The 18,776-nt window shown below is 50.4% G+C and carries 19 protein-coding genes; 7 read left to right on the top strand and 12 right to left on the bottom strand.

Annotation, left to right across the window (positions count from 1 at the left end; genetic code table 11):
• Nucleotides 1–42 precede the first annotated feature (42 nt).
• On the bottom strand, nt 43–399 hold the full coding sequence (locus IQ268_RS17565; protein WP_193881750.1) for a hypothetical protein: 357 nt from the start codon (nt 397–399) through the stop codon (nt 43–45).
• A gap of 329 nt (nt 400–728) precedes the next feature.
• Here IQ268_RS17565 and IQ268_RS17560 point away from each other — a divergent pair, with 329 nt between their 5' ends.
• Nucleotides 729–1,052: a helix-turn-helix transcriptional regulator gene (locus IQ268_RS17560; protein ID WP_193881748.1), complete on the top strand. Its 324-nt coding sequence runs from the start codon at nt 729–731 to the stop codon at nt 1,050–1,052.
• Nucleotides 1,053–1,349: 297 nt separating this feature from the next.
• On the opposite strand, the gene IQ268_RS17555 is transcribed toward IQ268_RS17560, so the two are convergent.
• Both IQ268_RS17555 and IQ268_RS17550 read right to left on the bottom strand, forming a co-directional pair.
• On the bottom strand, nt 1,350–1,622 hold the full coding sequence (locus IQ268_RS17555; protein ID WP_193881746.1) for a SemiSWEET family sugar transporter: 273 nt from the start codon (nt 1,620–1,622) through the stop codon (nt 1,350–1,352).
• A gap of 154 nt (nt 1,623–1,776) precedes the next feature.
• Nucleotides 1,777–2,241: an orange carotenoid protein N-terminal domain-containing protein gene (locus tag IQ268_RS17550; protein ID WP_193881745.1), complete on the bottom strand. Its 465-nt coding sequence runs from the start codon at nt 2,239–2,241 to the stop codon at nt 1,777–1,779.
• 768 nt (nt 2,242–3,009) lie between these two features.
• Here IQ268_RS17550 and IQ268_RS17545 point away from each other — a divergent pair.
• On the top strand, nt 3,010–6,822 hold the full coding sequence (locus IQ268_RS17545; protein ID WP_193881743.1) for a PAS domain S-box protein: 3,813 nt from the start codon (nt 3,010–3,012) through the stop codon (nt 6,820–6,822).
• Nucleotides 6,823–6,895: 73 nt separating this feature from the next.
• On the opposite strand, the gene glgA is transcribed toward IQ268_RS17545, so the two are convergent.
• Entirely contained in the window at nt 6,896–8,371 is a 1,476-nt protein-coding gene (glgA, locus tag IQ268_RS17540) for a glycogen synthase GlgA (protein WP_193881742.1), read from the bottom strand.
• A gap of 476 nt (nt 8,372–8,847) precedes the next feature.
• Between glgA and IQ268_RS17535 the strand changes: the two genes are divergently transcribed.
• A complete protein-coding gene (locus tag IQ268_RS17535; RefSeq protein ID WP_193881741.1) occupies nt 8,848–9,870 on the top strand; it encodes a ParM/StbA family protein in 1,023 nt (340 codons plus the stop codon).
• A 74-nt stretch (nt 9,871–9,944) separates the two neighbouring features.
• Nucleotides 9,945–10,121 (top strand): hypothetical protein, encoded by a 177-nt coding sequence (locus IQ268_RS17530; protein ID WP_193881902.1) that lies wholly within the window; start codon nt 9,945–9,947, stop codon nt 10,119–10,121.
• 124 nt (nt 10,122–10,245) lie between these two features.
• Here the strand turns inward: IQ268_RS17530 and IQ268_RS17525 are convergent, their stop codons facing one another.
• On the bottom strand, nt 10,246–10,509 hold the full coding sequence (locus IQ268_RS17525; RefSeq protein WP_193881740.1) for a hypothetical protein: 264 nt from the start codon (nt 10,507–10,509) through the stop codon (nt 10,246–10,248).
• On the opposite strand from IQ268_RS17525, the gene IQ268_RS32980 reads away from it, so the two are divergent.
• On the top strand, nt 10,508–10,633 hold the full coding sequence (locus tag IQ268_RS32980) for a hypothetical protein (RefSeq protein WP_255527218.1): 126 nt from the start codon (nt 10,508–10,510) through the stop codon (nt 10,631–10,633). The two genes, IQ268_RS17525 and IQ268_RS32980, sit on opposite strands and share 2 nt — an antisense overlap.
• A 60-nt stretch (nt 10,634–10,693) precedes the next feature.
• Here IQ268_RS32980 and IQ268_RS17520 read toward each other — a convergent pair whose 3' ends face one another.
• The gene (locus IQ268_RS17520; RefSeq protein ID WP_193881739.1) at nt 10,694–11,440 is read right to left on the bottom strand and encodes an SDR family oxidoreductase; all 747 of its coding nucleotides are present in this window, start codon (nt 11,438–11,440) and stop codon (nt 10,694–10,696) included.
• A gap of 355 nt (nt 11,441–11,795) precedes the next feature.
• The gene (locus tag IQ268_RS17515; RefSeq protein ID WP_193881737.1) at nt 11,796–11,921 is read right to left on the bottom strand and encodes a DUF4278 domain-containing protein; all 126 of its coding nucleotides are present in this window, start codon (nt 11,919–11,921) and stop codon (nt 11,796–11,798) included.
• Between the two features lie 58 nt (nt 11,922–11,979).
• On the opposite strand from IQ268_RS17515, the gene IQ268_RS32975 reads away from it, so the two are divergent.
• A complete protein-coding gene (locus IQ268_RS32975; RefSeq protein WP_255527217.1) occupies nt 11,980–12,102 on the top strand; it encodes a hypothetical protein in 123 nt (40 codons plus the stop codon).
• Between the two features lie 159 nt (nt 12,103–12,261).
• Here IQ268_RS32975 and IQ268_RS17510 read toward each other — a convergent pair whose 3' ends face one another.
• From IQ268_RS17510 to IQ268_RS17490, 5 genes are all read right to left on the bottom strand, one after another.
• Nucleotides 12,262–12,402, bottom strand: a complete 141-nt coding sequence (locus IQ268_RS17510) for a hypothetical protein (RefSeq protein ID WP_193881735.1) — start codon at nt 12,400–12,402, stop codon at nt 12,262–12,264.
• Between the two features lie 8 nt (nt 12,403–12,410).
• A complete protein-coding gene (locus IQ268_RS17505; protein WP_193881733.1) occupies nt 12,411–13,790 on the bottom strand; it encodes a carotenoid oxygenase family protein in 1,380 nt (459 codons plus the stop codon).
• A gap of 361 nt (nt 13,791–14,151) precedes the next feature.
• Nucleotides 14,152–14,667: a GrpB family protein gene (locus IQ268_RS17500; RefSeq protein WP_193881730.1), complete on the bottom strand. Its 516-nt coding sequence runs from the start codon at nt 14,665–14,667 to the stop codon at nt 14,152–14,154.
• A gap of 242 nt (nt 14,668–14,909) precedes the next feature.
• Entirely contained in the window at nt 14,910–15,674 is a 765-nt protein-coding gene (locus IQ268_RS17495) for an SDR family NAD(P)-dependent oxidoreductase (RefSeq protein WP_193881727.1), read from the bottom strand.
• 9 nt (nt 15,675–15,683) lie between these two features.
• Nucleotides 15,684–16,664: a fatty acid desaturase gene (locus IQ268_RS17490; protein WP_193881725.1), complete on the bottom strand. Its 981-nt coding sequence runs from the start codon at nt 16,662–16,664 to the stop codon at nt 15,684–15,686.
• 403 nt (nt 16,665–17,067) lie between these two features.
• Between IQ268_RS17490 and IQ268_RS17485 the strand changes: the two genes are divergently transcribed.
• A complete protein-coding gene (locus IQ268_RS17485) occupies nt 17,068–18,750 on the top strand; it encodes a serine/threonine-protein kinase (protein WP_193881721.1) in 1,683 nt (560 codons plus the stop codon).
• The last annotated feature ends 26 nt before the right edge of the window (nt 18,751–18,776 follow it).

Here is an 18,776-nt window from a genome sequence, read left to right as displayed (position 1 = left end):
AACCAGGTCATAGATGCCAATGGGTTGGCGGCAAAAGACGGCTTAATCTTCTAGCACTCGACGAATGCGCCGCTCTAGCTGATCCAGGTCAAGTTCACCTTCGTCACGGCTAATGCGACGGACGGTTGAGTTCACCTTAGCGAGATTTTGCAACAAGTCCGTCAAAATTTCTTGCTGTTGGCGGGACTGAATAACTTCACGGGGCTCCTGTACCAAGTCGCGAATAATTGTGTCTTCTGCACGGGCAGCCACAACCGGATCGGCTTGTCCCTGAAGGTACACAAAGGTGCGTCGCCCTGGCCCCCGCTCTTCTTCCACTGGAAGCAGTGCTGTCACCTGGTCTGAGCGAACGTACTTGCCAAACCCTAGATGAACCAGCACTGATGACTGAATCTTCATTGAATTCTGTGAATCGCTATATCCCTTCTTTTCATCATAAGCCGAAGATAAGGAAGGGGTAGGCTAATATAGGAGCGGGTTTCACCCTATTTTTAGTCGTGGTTTACTCTGTCCAGATCAGGCCGAATGGCACACGCCTGGCCTTCACGTGGAACGGTGCGATTTAGCTTCTCGAAAACTGCTACCGTCCTTGCCAGTTTGACTTTAATTTCTGTCACTCTCGCTGCATGCAGGGTTGAGATCGTATCGAGCTGCTCTGCTCTTGAGATAACTTCGATAGAAGTTAGAATGAGGCTACCTTTCAACAGAAGCTACGCTGTTAACGTTTAATGCCAAAGTCTCCGACTCTTCCGTCTGAATTAGTTGTTGCTGGTTTTCATGCCCTGTCCGATCCACTCCGACTCAAGGTGTTGGATTTGCTGCGCGATCAGGAGATGTGCGTCTGCGACCTCTGCGACGATTTGAGCGTTACCCAGTCTAAACTATCGTTTCACCTCAAGACGTTAAAGGAAGCGGAGTTGGTTCGCTCTCGTCAGGAAGGTCGATGGATTTATTACAGCCTCAATTTGCCGCAATTTGTTGTGTTAGAGCAGTATTTAGCAGAATACCGCCGCTTTAGTGCTATTCTGCCCGCCCGCACCTGCCGCAGTTAGATGCTGGTGCTGACTCGATCGCCATCCCGCCGCGTTACAGATGCTTCTACCGTAGCCTTGCAGAGGCTCGGCCATGCGTAGCCCCTACTCTGAATTATGCATCTCCTGTAAATGTGCAGGTTTAGAGGCTGCTTAAAAAGTATCAAATATGCTGCATTCGCCCCCTAAATCCTCCAGACTTGGGGGATTTTGAAACAGAATCGGCTCGGAAGTCCTCCAAGGTTGGGAGCTTAGCACTTGCGGAAGCCACAAGAAGGAGCGGCTCGAGTAGGCAATTGGCACCTTTAAAGCATCCTCTTACAGCTTTGGACGCGGCTTTCTGTAGATCAACGCCTGACCAATCACCGTTAATGACAAGATAAACGTCACGGCATTGGCCAGGATCACGGGCAGATCAGCAATGAGTACGCCATAGACCAGCCACAGAAAAACGCCCACACAAAAAATACTGAATGTGCTTAATGATAAGTCTCCGGCAGATTTAGTTTGCCACGTTTTAAGGACCTGAGGCAAAAACGAAAATGTGGTGAATGAAGCGGCGGCTAAACCTAAGATGGTGACAAAGTTCATGAAATTTGGGGTAGAGAGGCTCACTCTTCCTCATGGTAAAAGACAAGGGTTGGTGCGATCGCACCAACCCTTGTCTGACTTAGTTACTTATTAAGCTGGATATTAAGCTGAGTAACCAAAGTGAACTTATTCCGTATTCAAAATCGGTATGCCTTTAGCGCGTAGCAGACGCACCCATCTCGCGGACAATACTCCGCATGAAGTTGATCCGTTGCTCGAACTCTAGCTGTTTGATTTGCTCGGTAAATTCATTGGTTTCGGCAGGCAGTTGGTAGTCAGACGGCAATTGAATAATCTTGCCGCTTTCCATTCCCTGCGCCAGTTTGAACCACAGCTCAATGCGGGCACTGGGATCAAGTGCTGCATATTGCTTACTGAAGTCGGACTGTGCGCCGCTGGCAATATCACGCTGTGCTTGCAGTTGCTCCTGGGGAGAACGCGCCTCGATCCCGTCGTACAGGGCTTTGGCTAGCGTCTCTGACTCTGCTGGAGGTGCAGGGGTCAATTGGTCTTTAATATCGAGGTAGCCATACCACAGCAGAGCAAGCTGGGTGTCTACATCAAAGCGGCGAAAGGAATCGATCGCTTTTTTGGTGTTGTTATCAGTTGCGTATGTCATAATTTGTCTCCATCATTTTGGATGGGCAAAGGCTTTCCTGGAGTTCTGAGACCGTATGAGAAAGGTTTGCCGTTTCATTTACAAAAGTTAAACAAAATACCGTTTAGATTAACCATGCTATAGGTAGAGACTGCACCCATAGCTCAAGAGGGATGCACTAGAACCCAGTTCTATAGCACATCCGGTTGCTCTAACGCATTCATCAACGCCATGCGCCGACAGTCAGCCATCAGCCATGGAACACGATCCACGTAGCACGAGCATTGATTGCAGTAATGGAAAATTCTGTTGTCCTCAGTATTACTCCGGCTTTCAAGTCCTCCATGCCCTCTACTGAGCGGAAGGCACAATTTTTTACTCCCACTCAAGCTTTAGTAGGCAGGTAGTGGATGCCACGCCACGCCAGTGGCGTGTGCAGCTACACCGTTGCTATTCCAGAGCATTTGGAGCCAATATACTGGAAGATCCGATCGTACATAAGGGGAAACTTTGTAAACTGAGCTTAAATTGAATAAATAGGGGCAGACGGGTGCCGCCAACACTAGCCACTGGTGAGGCTTTAGCACTTGAGTAAGGACAGTTCAATCGTCTTTAGGGTGCATTATATTGCGACTCGTTCACTTTAACGATTTGTTTCAACTGTAAATTGGGTTAGGGCAAGGAACCGTTCGCTTAGTTGCTTTTAGCGTGATTTCTCGGTTTGAACAAGAACCCATCTGAGGCGATCGTTGATCTGAATACTAGCGTTTCTGGAGATAGAGGGCACCTATGAGCCTCTTATGGCAACTGAAACAAGACAGCATTTGGATTGACGCAGATCCGTTAGAGCAATCGGTAGAGCTTGATGCAGCCGAACTGAGAGTGCTTGAACGGCTGCACTCGCCCATTTGGATCTACGACATTCAAAATAGTCGGATGTGGTGGGTCAATCGGGCTGCGTTGCCGCTATGGAATGCGGCCAGCCAGGAGGAACTGCTGCATCGCGATTTTAGCGATACGTCAGAAGCCGTTCAGACTCTTCTGCTCTCGTATCTTCAACAATTTGAGCAGGGCAAAACAATTACCGAAAGCTGGACGCTGTATCCGCAGGGAGGAGCCGTAACACTCCGCTGTGTGTGTTCGGGAGTGCGGATTGACGGGGGAAGATTGGCGATGCTGGTTGAAGGCACCACCCCGATAGAGCAAATTCAGCCAGATCTGGTGCGATCGCTCGCAGCAGTGCGCCAAACCAGAGGGTTGATGTCGCTCTTTTCAATGGACGGCACGCCGTTACTTCAAAATCCAGCCGCTATTCGGTGTTACGGGAATTTAGATACAACCCACGCGCTCGATTCTTTGCTGGCACAGAGCCATCCGTTTCTGCACCGCTTTGTGGATCGAGATGTTGGTCAGCATATGCTGACTACCGTTTCAGCAGAGCAGACCTGTCGTCTGGAGGCACAGGTTATAACCTTACAAGGAATTCGCTGGCACGACATTGATGCCCAGTTGATCCATGACCCAATTGCTGGCGAGACTAGCATCCTGGTCAACGAAAAGGATATAACCGAGCGCAAACGAGCCGAACTGGCTATCCGTCAGCGAGAGCAGCAGCTAGAACTGCTGTTTGCGCGATCGCTAGACGGCTTCTTTTTCATGATGTTGGACGAGCCAGTGCAATGGGATGACAGCGTTGATAAAGACCAGGCATTGAATTATGTTTTTGCTCATCAACGCATTACCGAGGCGAACCACGCCCTTCTGGCTCAATATGGAGCGGAACAGGAGCAGTTGATTGGACGAACTCCTGGCGACTTTTTTGCCTGTAACCTGGCCTACAGCAAAGCGCTGTGGCGGCAGTTGTTCGATCGCGGACAACTCCATTTCTATAATCAAACGCAACGGCTAGACGGAACTCCAATCTGGGTTGAAGGGAACTATACTTGCCTGTACGACTCTCAAAAGCGAATCATGGGTCACTTCGGCATTCAGCGTGATGTCACCGAGCGCCAGCAGGCAGAAGAAGCGCTCAAGCATAGCGAGTCGCGGTTTCGCTCGATCGTTTCTAACTTGTTGGGAGCTGTTTATCGATCGCGAGCCGAGGATAATTTTTCAACGGTGTTCTTTAGCGAAACGGTTGAGGAGCTTACAGGGTATCCGGTATCGCTATTCATGAATGATCCATCCTTCACGATCTTCAACATTACCCATCCTGATGATCTGGCGGCAACGGAGGAGATCATCAATCAAAGCTTAGCAGCAGGGCAACCCTATACCCTGGAATTCCGTATCATTCGAGCGGATGGTGAGGTGCGCTGGCTGTTTGAAAAAGGTCAGGGTGCATACGATACGGCTGGAAACCTGGTCTGGATTGATGGGGTTTTGTTTGATGTCACCGATCGCCGCCAAATGGAAGAGGCATTGAAAACATCAGAAATCCGATATCGTTCCCTGACTGAAAACACAGCTGACGCGATTTATTTAATTGATGCTGACTTTGACCTGGTTTATTACAATCCAGCCATCGAGACTATTTTTGGTCGCCCCAGAGAGTACTTTTATATCAATCGTCCTCAAAGTTTCTTAGACTGCATTCATCCAGACGATGTGCAAAACGTGACGGAGGCATTTTTCGTCGCAGCCCATCGTCACGACCTGGTTGAAGTCAATTATAGAATTATTCGTCCTGATGGAGAAATCCGTTATGTCAGGGATGCTTTGCATGTCATTCGCGATGAGTGGGGCACGATTCAAAGTTATCAGGGCATTATTTCTGATGTCACAACGCTAAAGCAGAGCGAAGCCGCACTGCGGCAACAGGCCGAGCGGGAAAGCCTGATCCAGGCGATCGCCCAAAATATTCGTGACTCCCTCGATTTACACCGCATTTTAGACACCACAGTCTGCGAAATCAGAACGTTTCTTCAGGCAGACCGGGTGGTAATTTACGGCTACGAATCAGCCTCCTCTGTCCGGATTTTGGTAGAAGCGGCCACGGAGGATGTTCCGTCTATGCTGCACTGGCAGGGGCAAAATTCGCTGTTTACAGATGAAGCCTGGATCAATCATTATCGGCAGGGACAGCATCAGATCTGTTCAGATATTGAACAGGGGGGAATACCACCAGAAGCGGTTGATTTAGCGGAGCAGTATCAAATTCGGGCAATGCTAATTGTTCCAATTGGGCAAGGCGAAAATCTGTGGGGATTGTTGGTAGCACACCAGTGCCACAACCCTCGGCAGTGGCAACCGTCAGACATTGAATTACTGCAACAAATTGCCGTTCAAACTCGTATTGGAATTCAACAGGCTGAACTGTATCAGCAGGTGCAAAAGCTCAACACCAACCTTGAACAAGAGGTGCAAGACCGAACGGTGCAACTGCAACAAGTGCTCAATTTTGAAGCGCTGTTGAAGCGTATCACCGACAGAGTGCGCGATTCATTGGATGAACACCAGATTGTACAAACTGCCGTTAGTGAGTTAGTTCAGGGATTGAGTTTGAGCAGTTGTGATACAGCCCTATTTAGTGATAGCGAGGAAAGCCTTCAGATTATTCATGAATGCACAGTGGAATTAGCCACTTTTCAGGGTGCTACGTTGGCCTTTAGCGAAATATCCGATATTCTTCCTCAACTCAGTCGAGGTGAATGTCTGCAATTTTGTGAACTGTTTCCCAGACCGTACAGCCCTCACTGGAAGCGTAGTTCCATTTTGGCCAGTCCTATTTTTGACGACCAGGGTGTACTGGGAGATTTGTGGTTATTTCGGGCGACCAATGAAACGTTTAGCGAGTTAGAAATTCGGCTGGTGCAGCAGGTCTCAAACCAGTGTGCGATCGCCATTCGTCAAGCGCGGTTGTTTCAGGCCACCCAAACGCAGGTGGAAGAATTGGAACGGCTAAATGGATTGAAAGACGACTTCTTGAGTACAGTGTCTCACGAGTTGCGAACGCCAATGTCTTCCATCAAACTTGCCATAGAAATGCTGGAACTGAGACTGCAACCGCTTGGGCTACTAACGGCAGAGTCGAGTTCAACCAGTCGCTATTTCCAGGTACTAAAAAACGAATGCCACCGCGAAATTACCCTGATCAATGACCTACTCGACCTGTCGCGGTTAGCGGCTGGAACCGAGCCGTTGATCTTGACCCAGATTGACTTAACGCACTGGATCTCGAGCCTGATGGAACCCTTCTATGAACGAGTGGTTCGGCAACAGCAAAGCCTGGATCTGCATTTAACGGAAGCGTCACTGTCCATCACAACCGATTTATCCTATTTGGAACGCGTTTTAACGGAGTTGTTAACCAACGCCTGCAAATACACGCCGCTGGATGGGCAAATTGAGGTTGCCGTCAAGCCGAACCAGACAGGTGTTCAGATTCGAGTCAGCAATTCTGGTGTAGAAATTTCAGCCGTTGAACGCGATCGCATTTTTGAAAAGTTTTATCGCATTCCTAACAATGACCCGTGGAAACATGGCGGAACTGGCCTGGGTCTGGCGTTAGTGAAAAAGATTTTAGAACAGCTACACGGCAGTATTGAAGTCCAGAGTGAGCCGGGATGGACTCATTTTCTCGTGCAATTGCCTTCGCTGTAAAAGCATGAAAGGGCAGAAGCATGAAAGGGCATTGACCTGCAATGCCCCTCTGTTGCTGTAATTGCCTGTCAGGCTACTTGTGTCTGATCTGTTCGTAAATTGCCAGATAGCTTTCAGTCGGGTGGTTCCAGGAGTAGTCGTACTCCATACCTTGAATGGCCAGTTGGCGGAACGCCTCAGGCTCGTTATACCAGAGCTTCATTGCCCGAATCATGGCCGACTCAAACGCCGCTTCGTTGGTATGCTCAAACACAAATCCGTTCCGTTGCTCAGGGGGTTTGGTTGGGTCGTAGTCGCGATCGAAGACGGTATTCACCAATCCTCCTACACCCCGCACAATTGGCACAGTACCATACTTGAAGCCAATCATTTGGGTTAAACCGCACGGCTCGTAATTGCTGGGAACAATGATCATATCTGCACCGGCATAAATAAGGTGAGATAACTCTTCATTGAAGCCTAATTCCAAATGGCAGTTGGGATTGTCATTAAGGTATCGCTTTTCATGCCAGAAGTGATCATTAATTTTGGGTGATGTAGCTGACCCTAGCAACACAAACTGTGCGCCATTGTTTAATGCATAGTAAAGCGCATGGTGAACGAGATGTACGCCCTTCTGGTCATCCAAACGCCCGATATAGGCAATTAAGGGCTTATCTGCATCCTGAAGCAGAAGGCGATCGCGCAATGCTTTCTTGTTCCTGGCTTTTTCGGCAAAGGTATCCTGGCTGTAATGATAGGGAATGTAGCGATCGATTTCTGGATTCCAGAAGTCATAATCAATGCCGTTTAGCACGCCGCTAAACTTATGTTGATGTAAATGCAGTGTATGGCTTAATCCGCACCCCACATCGGTGTGATGTGCTTCCCAGGCGTGGTGAGGCGATACGGTTGTGACAGCGTTGGAGTAAACAATTCCTCCTTTCATGAAGTTCACTGCAAAGGGATTGAAATTATCGCGGAGGCGATCGTAATCAAAATAATAATCGGGTCGGTTCAGGGAGGTTGCCTGTAGCGTCTCAACGCCTCCTGTTCCCTGGTGCTTAAAGTTGTGGATGGTGTAGCAAACGCGCTGATTCTCCATGCCGTGATACTTGTAGATCTCAAACAGCATGACTGGAATTAAGCCTGTCTGCCAATCGTGGCAATGAATCACATCAGGACGCTTGTTGCTTTGCAGCAAGAACTCCAGTGCGGCTTTGCTAAAGAAGGCAAACCGCATATTGTCATCGTCACAGCCGTAATAGCATCGTCGATCGAAGAAGAAATCTTGAGAATGGGGTTCAATGAAGAAGCACAACCGCCCATGAACCCAACCGCAGTAAACCGTACAATGAATGCCGCCGCCGTACCAGGGCACCCACAAATCGCGGTAGGCTTCGTGCATCCCCCAAACGTGGTCGTAGCGCATACAGTCGTACTTCGGCAAAATTAGCTCAACGCAGTTTCCTCGCAGCTCTAACTCGCGGCTGAGTCCGTAAACGACATCGCCCAATCCGCCTGCTTTAATTACGGGGGCGCATTCAGAAGCAATTTGTACGATGTACATCGTTAGTCCTCGCTGGCTTAAGACCGTTTTCTTAACTTCACAAAAGTATATATAGCTTTCCCAAATTAACAACTCAATATAAGAGGGCAAGTAGCCGCCAAATTTCGCGGAAATACGAGGGGTGGTTGGGCGGAAATTTCATCGCCAAACGTCTGTAACGTAATGGAATAGGGCGATCGCCCCATTTCGGCTCACCCGCTCCCAAACCAGTCCGCGATTTAATAATTTCTTTAGAAAGTGCCGCAAATCCAGTTATTGCTAACAAAGAAGAATATTCTGATGCCTCCAGTCGATTGCCGATTAGCATCCCAGATCTGCGTTTTACCCCGTCTGGATTAAGGAAATTGGTGATATGGCAGGGTTAGGGCGATCGCCCCAGGCTGATTTACAGAGGCTTGCCCTCCTGGATGAAGGGGTGTATAGTACATGAGTACTAATGGGGACAAACCTGTACACCTGGAAACAGAGGCATATCCATGACTATAGCTACCAGACAAAAGCGATCTAGTAAAGAGCCAACGGTGGTCACCACTAGCCGAGTTCTGGCACTTGATGCTGGAAACTATGATCTCAAGTACTACGACGGTGCTAGTCATCCTAAAGGCATTCGGTCTGTGCGGTTTCAGTTGCCCAAGGGGCGAGATGCCGTGCGCTACACCGAAACCTCGCCGTTAGTTGAGCTGCCCGACGGCACCCGGTATCATTTTGGTGCTCAAGCTTACAAATACCGCAGGCAGCAGCAAACAGTAGTTGAAAACAAAGTTGACCTGACCAAACTGCACCTCTATGCCTGCCTGGAGCCACTGGACGGCACCATTTCAGAGTTTCCCTTAAGTCTTTACATCTCAACCCCCGAACCTGCTAAAAACGCTGAGGCGATCAAAACACAACTGTTGGGCTGGCATGAGTTCACCCGCAACGGAATTGAATACCAGGTTGATGTGCAGCGAGTCGAAGTTGAACGGGAAGGGATGGGGGCTTATTACTATGCCAAAACGCTAGGGTTGATTCCCGACAACGGTTATACGATTGTTGTAGATATTGGCGGCGGCACCTGGCTAACCCGTCTGGTGGATGCCGAAGGCGAGGTGATTGACGAAAACGTGATGGATCGGGGCGGAGCCTACGAGCTAGCCACTTCCATTAGCTTCGATCGCCGCTTGACCAATAGTTTGGGCACCACAGCCGACCCCAGTCTGGTTATGGATGGATTTAAGCTGGGGCACACCTACGGCGACACAGGGCTAACTTGGGCACCCTGGCTGGAAGAGTATTTGGATTCATGGTTTAAAGGAATCTTCCAGACCATCAAGGCTCAGTACACACCCTACATGGCTAGAGTGACTCGGTTCCTGGTCACAGGCGGCAGCTCCCATCTGATCTCAGAGCGACTGGCTGGCCGCAAGCTGTTTACAGTCATGCACGATCCTCAATTTGCCAACGTGCGCGGTTTGTTTCTTTTATCCAACGATACACAGTTATGTATGACAACAAGATAAGACTCAGCCAGGACGTATTAGAAAAAGCTGAGCGAATTGCCGCAGAATGGGGTCTTAAAAACGCGCGTGCTGCGGTGGAGGCTGTATTCCGTCGCTATTCGGACGAGTACCTGCACGGGCGCGAACCGTCCACACCATGCAACGCATCGGGTATCACAGGTGCGGCAGGCCAGCCCGAAAGACCCACCCCCATCAACGTCTATTCCGATTGCGAAGCGTTGAATGAATTAGACGATTTACTCAGTCTCTAACATCCTCCAACCCATACTGAACCATTAACAGGCTCTCTGATCGATGCCTTCTGCTCAGAGAGCTTTGTTTGATGGACGCTTGAGGGCGATCGCCTTCGAACCCCTATCCAGGCTCAATGACGTGCTACAAGACGGCTTGAATCTGCTCAATCAGTTCGTCTAAATGCTGTTCGCAAAATGCCTCTGCATCTGGCACAGATATTCCCCTTGACACAGCATAGGTTTCAAATGCGTTGTAGACCATGGCCTTTGCCGTCTCCTTCTCTTCGTCACCCAGTGCCCACCGATGTTCAATACATCCACGAATGATTAAGTTCACAAACTGCTGCTCGTGTTTCAAATCAGTGAGGAGCTGATCGGCAATGCTGTAGGAAGAAGGGTTGTTCATGAAGTCTACAAACCAATTCAACGGGGTTAGTCGTCGGCTGTATGCGTCTCCATACACTATATTAGCGGTTGAAACATCAGCGGTTGAAGCGATAGCGCTTCATCAACCCATCGTGCGTGTTTGAGGGAGTAAGCGATCGCTGAGATGATATTGCCAGAGGCCGCTGGCTGAACTCAACGAACCGCTATTTTCCTCCTGCGAGATCAATAAATGTGCCTGTCGAATAGGATGCCTGATCTGAAAGCAGCCACAGAATTGCGTTGGCAACTTCAACGGCCTGCCCTCCGCGTTTCATTGGAACCGTATCTTTGATCCGATCGACCCGATTTGGCTCGCCACCGCTGGCGTGAATGTCAGTGTAGATGTAGCCCGGTCGCACTGCATTAACACGGATGCCTTCAGCGGCAACTTCCCGCGACAGCCCAATGGTCATTGTATCGATGGCTCCCTTAGATGCAGCATAGTCTACATACTCGCCAGGAGAGCCGAGCCGAGCCGCCGCAGAGGATACGTTGACGATCGCCCCACCCGTTCCACCATGACGAGTAGACATCCGCCGAATCGCTTCTCGGGCACACAAAAAGCATCCCGTGATGTTGGTAGCCAATACTCGATTCAGGCGAGCAGCATCCATATCATCAACCCGCATCTGTGGCTCAAGCACTCCGGCATTGTTCACCAGAGCTGTAATGGTACCCAGATTGGCATCGACGGCTTCAAACAACCGAACCACATCCGGTTCGGAAGCAACATCAGCCTGGACAGCGATCGCCTTACAACCTGCACCTTTAACCCTATCCACAATCTCATCAGCGGATTGCCGATTGTGCCGATAATTGACGCACACGTCATACCCCTGTTGTGCCGCCAAAATAGCCGTGGCAGCACCAATCCCTCGACTGCCGCCAGTAATCACGATCACGTTTTGCATCAATTCTACTCCTCATAACAAACCGTTCCCTTCTGTGTGTTGCTTTGGAGCGTTCAATTCACGATGCGAATGCTGGCCTGAGCGCTCAACCAAACAGATATTAAGGAGCTTTAGCTACGTTCCAAGCAACCTCTTCAGCGGTTTCTACTTTACCAACAAAGTGTAAACAGCGATCGGTTTGACATCCTCCCCTGCCATTGAATTGCTCAATTGCGGCCAGAGGGAACCGAAGCCAGGGTTATAGTCTCTGTCCTTTTGAATTCATTGCCGCTAAACCTGCCCAAAGAAAACCCAGCATTTCTGCTGGGTTAATGTCGTTCGTTCTCTAGAGTTGGAAGGAGGTTAAAAGGCTGTTTTAATTTGTTTTGATGATTTGTTCGTGGAGTTCAACACCGCGATAGTGTCCAATTACCTTCCCTGGAATTGTGGCGATCGCAGAAGGTTTAGCATCGTATTGAACACCGCGATAGACAAGTTTCATGATTTGGCCTCTGATGGTTTGGTTTCGCTGCCCTGTATTGTTTTAGGATACGGTGTTCATGTCAGGAGTTGCTTCCCCCAGGCGTGTCACCTGGTTGGATGATATCGCGTCCTGCCGTTGGGCGACGGCTGGGTTAATTGACCTCCTGAACTCTAGTATGCCCGACCACCTCAATCTCTAACGGGTTGCAAGGACGGTTGAGTTAGCGTGAGTAGGGACAAGGGCGATCGCCACAATCAGTATCGTGCGTTATAGAGACTCGTTAAGCCGTTTCCAGGCAACTGGATTCCCTCCCGACCGCCAGCAGCAAAGTTTATCGGATCACCCAAAAGGGCTGTTCCTACAGGCAGCGTTTTAACACAGCCCTGGTGTAAGTGAAACGGAGCCGTTTCCAGGCTCCCTGAGTCCGTTGGGCGCGATCGCCCCTTGAGGCCAGAATTGGGCGATCGCGCCCTTCAAGTTCTGATGCACCTGGCTCCATCAAAAGCACTATGGAAGAGACACCCAGGCACCGTGAAAGCCATAGGGCACCCGTTGTGGTATTTGGATGCGGGCGATCGCCTCATCTGTCATCGCTTGAGTGCCGATGATGACTAACTCAGAGGTATCCTGAGATTCGTCATGCACAAACGTCATCAACCATCCATCATCCTCAACGGTTGAGCCGGGTCGCGGTACAAATACTCCTTCTCCGCCGTAGCGTCCTATTCCAAACGAGTGGACTTGAACGCTCTGGTTGTGGAGATCAAACTTGAGTAGCCCATCAAATTTGGGCATTTCGGTAGGGGCACTTTTGCCAGCGTAGCCATAGCGGGTCTGCCGTCCCAAATACTGTTCGTTAATGCGGGGGAATTCGCAGGGGCGATCGTCGAGAGTCTCTTCCTGTACCGTTCCTGTCCTCAAGTTGAACCGCCAGCGATAGAGCAATGGCAGATCACTCCCAATCTGACGATTATCCCCTTCGTGGGAACTGGGAGACGCGCCTAAAATACTGGTGCTGCCCATGCGACAGGCAATTAACACAATCTCATCTGCCGCTTCGTAGGCATTCAGAGTATGGAAGACATAGCAACTCGGTGCTTCAAACCAGCGAATCGCCTGATTATCACCCTGCCGGGGCAGAATTCCAAAGCGACTGGGGCGATCGCGTTCAAAGGCAAAGGCAGGTTCGCCTTTTTGCAGCCTTTCTAAGCGGAAGGTGAGAGGCAAGTCCATAAAAATGGCGTAGCGCTCTGTAATGGCAAAGTCATGCATCATCACCCCGACTGGCAGATCAATTGGAACCGTTCGCAGCAGTTCTCCCTCAGCGGACACAACGCTGTATTTGACGTAGGGCGGTTGTGCCAGAGAATAGCCAAAGAACATCATTTCCCCTGTCACAGGATCAACTTTGGGGTGGGCAGTGACCGGAGATGTCAGTTTGCCGTTAAAGGTGTAAGAACCGACCGTGTCCAGATTTGGGAGGGCGATCGCATGAGGTTCACCGCCCTCCCACAGGGCAAGGAGGTGATTTCTGTGCCAGACCAGAGCCGTATTCGCCACATTTTTGAAGCCTGCTGGCGAAGGTTGCAGTAAACCACCAAACAACGCCCGCCCTGCCTGTTGCTCTTGTTCAAACCCCTGCGTCCGAATATAGCGATTGCAGTAGCTTGCCCTGCCGTCCTGAATACGAACGCCATGCAACATTCCATCGCCATCAAACCAGTGATACTGTCCCAACGGTGGAAACTGAGGATTGGGACCGTTTCGGACAAACATCCCGTTCAGTTCAGGCGGCAACTTACCCAAAACGGGCAATTCATCGACGGTTGACTCCGTTTGGACGGGAGCGAAGTTATCCAAAAGATAGGGGTTGAGGGTAGCTGTCATGGAGTTGAAACATACTCGGCTTCTTCCTTGTAGCAGAAACGCTCATATATGGATGGGATGTGCTGCAAATAGACTGGCTAGATTGCAACCGGGGTGTTGCTGAATGGAGGTATAAACCATTGAGCGGTCATGGTACTCACGCCTTAAATTCCCCCAGGGGGGCTTTGAAGGTTAAAAGATTCCCAAAAATCGGGGCGACTTCATACCATGACTCAGCACCGCCGAACAGGATATCGATCTACTGCACGATCAGATGAAATACCAACAGCCCTGAACGCTTCTAATGCTGAGTGACCCAACATCAAAAAGGGAAGTATTGCTTTTCTGCTTCACAGCCGATCGAATTTTTGCGTTGCTCAAACTAAGCCATCGATCGCCACATCAGTGCTTTTTTCTCCATTGTTTTGACGAATTCGTCTTTGCCATCCATATAGCCTTCAATATCTTGAGGATACTGTTTCGCTAACTGTCGTTTTAGTTCACTGTACCGCTGGGCATCATCAGGATGGGCAATCATGTAGTCACGAAAAGCCAAATGTCGAGAGATTTCAGATGAGCCAACTTCATAGGTATGAACATTGTGGGTTCTAATCTCAGGTGAACGGTTCTTGCGAAAGTAACGCCGTCCAGGTAGTCCAAATTCGCCCATTGCTTCATACCCAATTGCCGCCATTGCTAAATTCTGCTCATCCGTTCTGGCAATGCTTTTGACTTCAATTAAAATATCAATTACAGGTTTGGCATAAATAAAAATTGCAGTGCTGCCTATATGGTGAATAGCAACCAGGTTATCTCCCATCACCAAAGCAAGCTGCTGAGACTCTATTTGAAACCCTTCCTGCCAGGCTGGATCAGGTGGAACAACGTCTACTTTCATAGTCCTGCTCATTGGTTCTATCTTATTGGTTCTGTCTCATTGGTTCTGTATACTCCCCCGATCTGATTGGCTTGTTGCCATTATGTAGCCGGAAAGCCATCCTCTTGCGATGAATGGTTTGACGTTGCCAAATCACGGTACGAATTCGTCCCATCCAAAGATTGGTTGGCAACTCCGCTTCGCTCCATTGCTGCGCCTCTCTCCCCTGGCTTGTAGAAGCATGGGGATTTCGCGTCTACCCGTTAAAAAATGGTTTTTGCCCCATCGACCACTACGGAGGCTCCATGCAACAAAGCCGGAGCCTCGCTGGCTAGAAAAAGAGCCACCTGAGCAATTTCTTCGGGTTGCCCAAATCGACCAATTGGCATTGTCGCAACGCCAAGGTTCCTGGCGTTGGCGGCATCAGTTTCCGTCTCAAACTCGCGTTGCAGCATTGGGGTATCAATGGGGCCGGGACACAGCGCATTGATGCGAATATTGGCCTGAGCATATTCCAGCGCCAGAGCGCGAGTGAACGAGAGAACAGCACCTTTGCTGGCACAATAAGCACTGTAGAAAGGTTGCGCCACGATCGCCAATTCAGAGGCGGTGTTGATGATAGTGCCGCTACCCTGCTGCTGCATCAGCGGAATGACCTGCTGGCACAGGTGAAAGACCGACATAAAGTTGACGGCAAGAATTTGATTAACAACGGATTCATCGGTTTCTAGAAAGGGTTTAACCGCAGAAATGCCGACATTGTTATACAGAACATCAATGCGATCGAAGCGGTTGGAACACTCGGCCACAGCCGTCGCACAGGCGATCGCCGTCGATAAATCTGCCCGATAAAAGTAAAAGACATGGTTTTTGCTGTGCAATTCGGCAGCGAGGGCTTCACCCGCATCAGCGTTAACATCAACGCCAAATACGATCGCCCCTTCCTGACAAAACAGCCGAGCCGCCGCCAATCCAATACCCGAACCCACTCCTGTTATTAGCGCTACCTTGCCATTCAATCGACTCATGAGCATTCCTCAAGACGGTAACACCAGGAAAGTAGCATCAAAGGCTCCATAAAATGTTTCAAGCTGCAAGTGCCCTTTTTCAGTGATGGCATGACCCTGGCCTGAAAAGATGCGAGATACGCGGAATTGATGGTAGTTGAGAAGCAGTTCAACCAGCGAAACATAGTGAGGTTCTTCACCCGAAAATAGATCGCGATCGAGTTCATGTAAACTATGCCAGGGGCACCGCATCGAATCGTGATGGGCATTATGATAAACGAAATTAAGCAACAGCAGGTTGAGCCACCAATACCGCTGGGAAATGACATTAGAAAACGTGTTGGCCTGTTCGTAGGCGCGATCGCGCTTTGGTAAGGGGCCATCCATTGGCACCGTTTCATAGGTGTGCTGAAACGCATCTACAAATCGCAGCACGGTAATCATGCCAATGTACGCCAGAAAGTAGAGCAATAGCGCTTTAGGTGAAACAATTCCCAACAGGGTAAACAGCCCCAGCCGCACCGTTAAAATCAGGCTAACCCGCCGCCGTTCGTCGTACCGTTGCGGTTGCCAAAAAGGAGCCGTCAATGTTCGAATTCTCACCAGAAAGGCCAGGGCTGGAAAGTACAGCCATTCCAAGGCCAGCAATCCCTTTCGCGCCCAGGCCGGAAGCGACTTCAAATAAGCCGATAAATTAAACCGCTGGAAATCGCAACGGTTGATGTGATGCCCAATGTGCGATCGCTGCAAATCTTGAAACCGGGCATAGCAACCGCCATTGAGCCACAGCACTATGTTTCCGCCAATGGCATTTAACCTGGGACTGCTAAAAATATTGCCGTGCATAAATTCATGCGCCCAATAGGCAGACAACACCAGGCTATGGGTGAGTAATACGACTCCCACCGCATTTAGCCCAACAGTTGCCAGCAGCAGTAACGCCACACCGCCCACATATCCGGCAGCAGTGTATGAGAGGGCGATCGCATTCCAAAGCGGTTTCTGTTTCACAGGGTTCGAGCAAAATCAACGTATCTCTATAAGCTAACGAGCCAACCACAGCGGTGATGTTGTTTGAGACACACTATAAGAATTTCTTTGTTCTTCCCACAATAGTAAAAGCACTTTTTTTACTGTATCAGCTAAGAATAAATAGCCAGTTGCTATCTGCTGAAAAAAGTTGTTTGTTAACTACGGACAGCGCAATCTAAAAAAGCTCAGTGGGACGGAAGAACGAAAACAGAGGAACTGGAACGATGCGCCGTCTATCGTTCTGGCGGTTATTGGCATAGAGGCCGATGGCGATCGCTCCTATAGACGGTTCACAAACAGCACCTTCTACCGAATAAACAGGTCAGGAATGTGTCTATGATTGGAAGACGCAACCTATAACGTTTGATTTCGGGCGCGGCGCATGAACTCACTAGTCGGGACAACGCTACAAGGCGGCAAATATACCCTGGAACACGTGTTGGGGCAGGGCGGCTTTGGCATCACCCTCAAGGCAACGCACCACTATTTGCGACAAACGGTGGTCATTAAAACGCTTGACCCGGCTAAACGTCTTGATCCGCAGTTTGCCCAGGCCGATCGCTGGTTCCGGGATGAAGCCAGACGGTTGGCGCTTTGTGTCCATCCCAATATTGTGCGGGTTAATGACTTCTTCACCGAAGATGGCATGTCCTACTTAGTCATGGACTACATCCGAGGGCAGTCGCTTGAAGAAATTGTCTTTCCCAACCAACCGCTGCCCGAAGAGGTTGCCATTCATTACATCCGGCAAATTGGAGCCGCGCTGGAAGTCGTTCACAACAATGGGTTGCTGCATCGAGATGTGAAGCCGCAAAACATCATGCTGCGCCAGGGCACACAGGAGGTGGTGCTAATTGACTTTGGCATTGCGCGCGAGTTTACGCCCGATACCACCCAGACGCATACCAGCATTGCCACGGCTGGCTATGCTCCGATCGAGCAATATCTGGCGCAAGCCAAGCGCACACCTGCAACCGATGTTTATGGGCTAGCCGCAACGCTGTATGCGCTGCTAACCGCTTATGTTCCGGTGGCCTCTATTTTGCGCGATCGCCAACCCATGCCCGCCCCCCGCGATTTACAGCCTCAGATCAGTGCTGCTGTTAACCAGGCAGTCATGCGCGGCATGGCCGTGGATGTACGCTACCGTCCTGCAACCGTTGCAGACTGGCTGGCGTTACTTCCCGGTGGCGCAACCCCGGCAACTGCTTCGGCCATTCCGGCTCCCCAGGGGGCAACTCCAACTACAGCGGCAACCGTAGCGGTTAGCCCTCGCGCTGCGGCCCCTCGCTCCCCTGGCACATCGCAAGGTCGATCGCGCCCTCGATCGCGACCCGCCGCCGCAATACCGTCTCCGCGTCCATCATCCAACTGGAAAGCGTTGACCATTGCCGGAGTAGTGGCGATCGTCTCGATTGTGGCGGCAGCCGTGGGCGCGGTATGGCAGCAGTCGCAACAAACAGCATCCACTCCCACCCCCACCCCTACCGTTGCAACCTCGCCAGAGGTGGAGATTCCAACTCCCACACCGACTCCTTTTGAAGAACCCACGCCTACGCCGACACCCACGCCTGAAGCAGAATCTCCGTCTCCGGTCGCTGAGCCTCTTGATGATACGGCTGCTGATGACAACCCACCTCCTGAACCTCCGCGTCGCAGCAGCGTACCGGGGATTCCCACCGGCACCTCCGAAGCTCAAATTGTAGAACTGTTGGGTGAACCCAACAGCCGTAACCCCAATGCACTGTGGCAAAATACGCGCTCTGCCTTGTATGAGCTGGTGCCCAATCAGGTAACGGTGGCCTATTTGTATGACAAAGACAGCGATCGCGTTCGCCAGACGGAAGCGTCCTTTGCCCAATCGGTTGACCCGTTAGTCATGCGGGTAACGCTCAACGGAATGTTGAACGGTCAAGCCAGCGAGTCGATTGAGCAAGGGCTGGCGGCAGTGCGACAACGCGAAACCAACGAGTATTCCTTCTCGACGGGAGGGGTTAAGGGCGTGATCCAGCGCAACGATCGCGATCGCATTTACATCGGCGTGTGGGATGAAGACTTACATTAACGGCTACATTGCACCGTTTTTGGCAC

The sequence above is a fragment of the Oculatella sp. LEGE 06141 genome, from assembly GCF_015207605.1.
GTDB lineage: Bacteria > Cyanobacteriota > Cyanobacteriia > Elainellales > Elainellaceae > Oculatella.
This window is presented reverse-complemented; position numbering and strand designations above follow the sequence as displayed.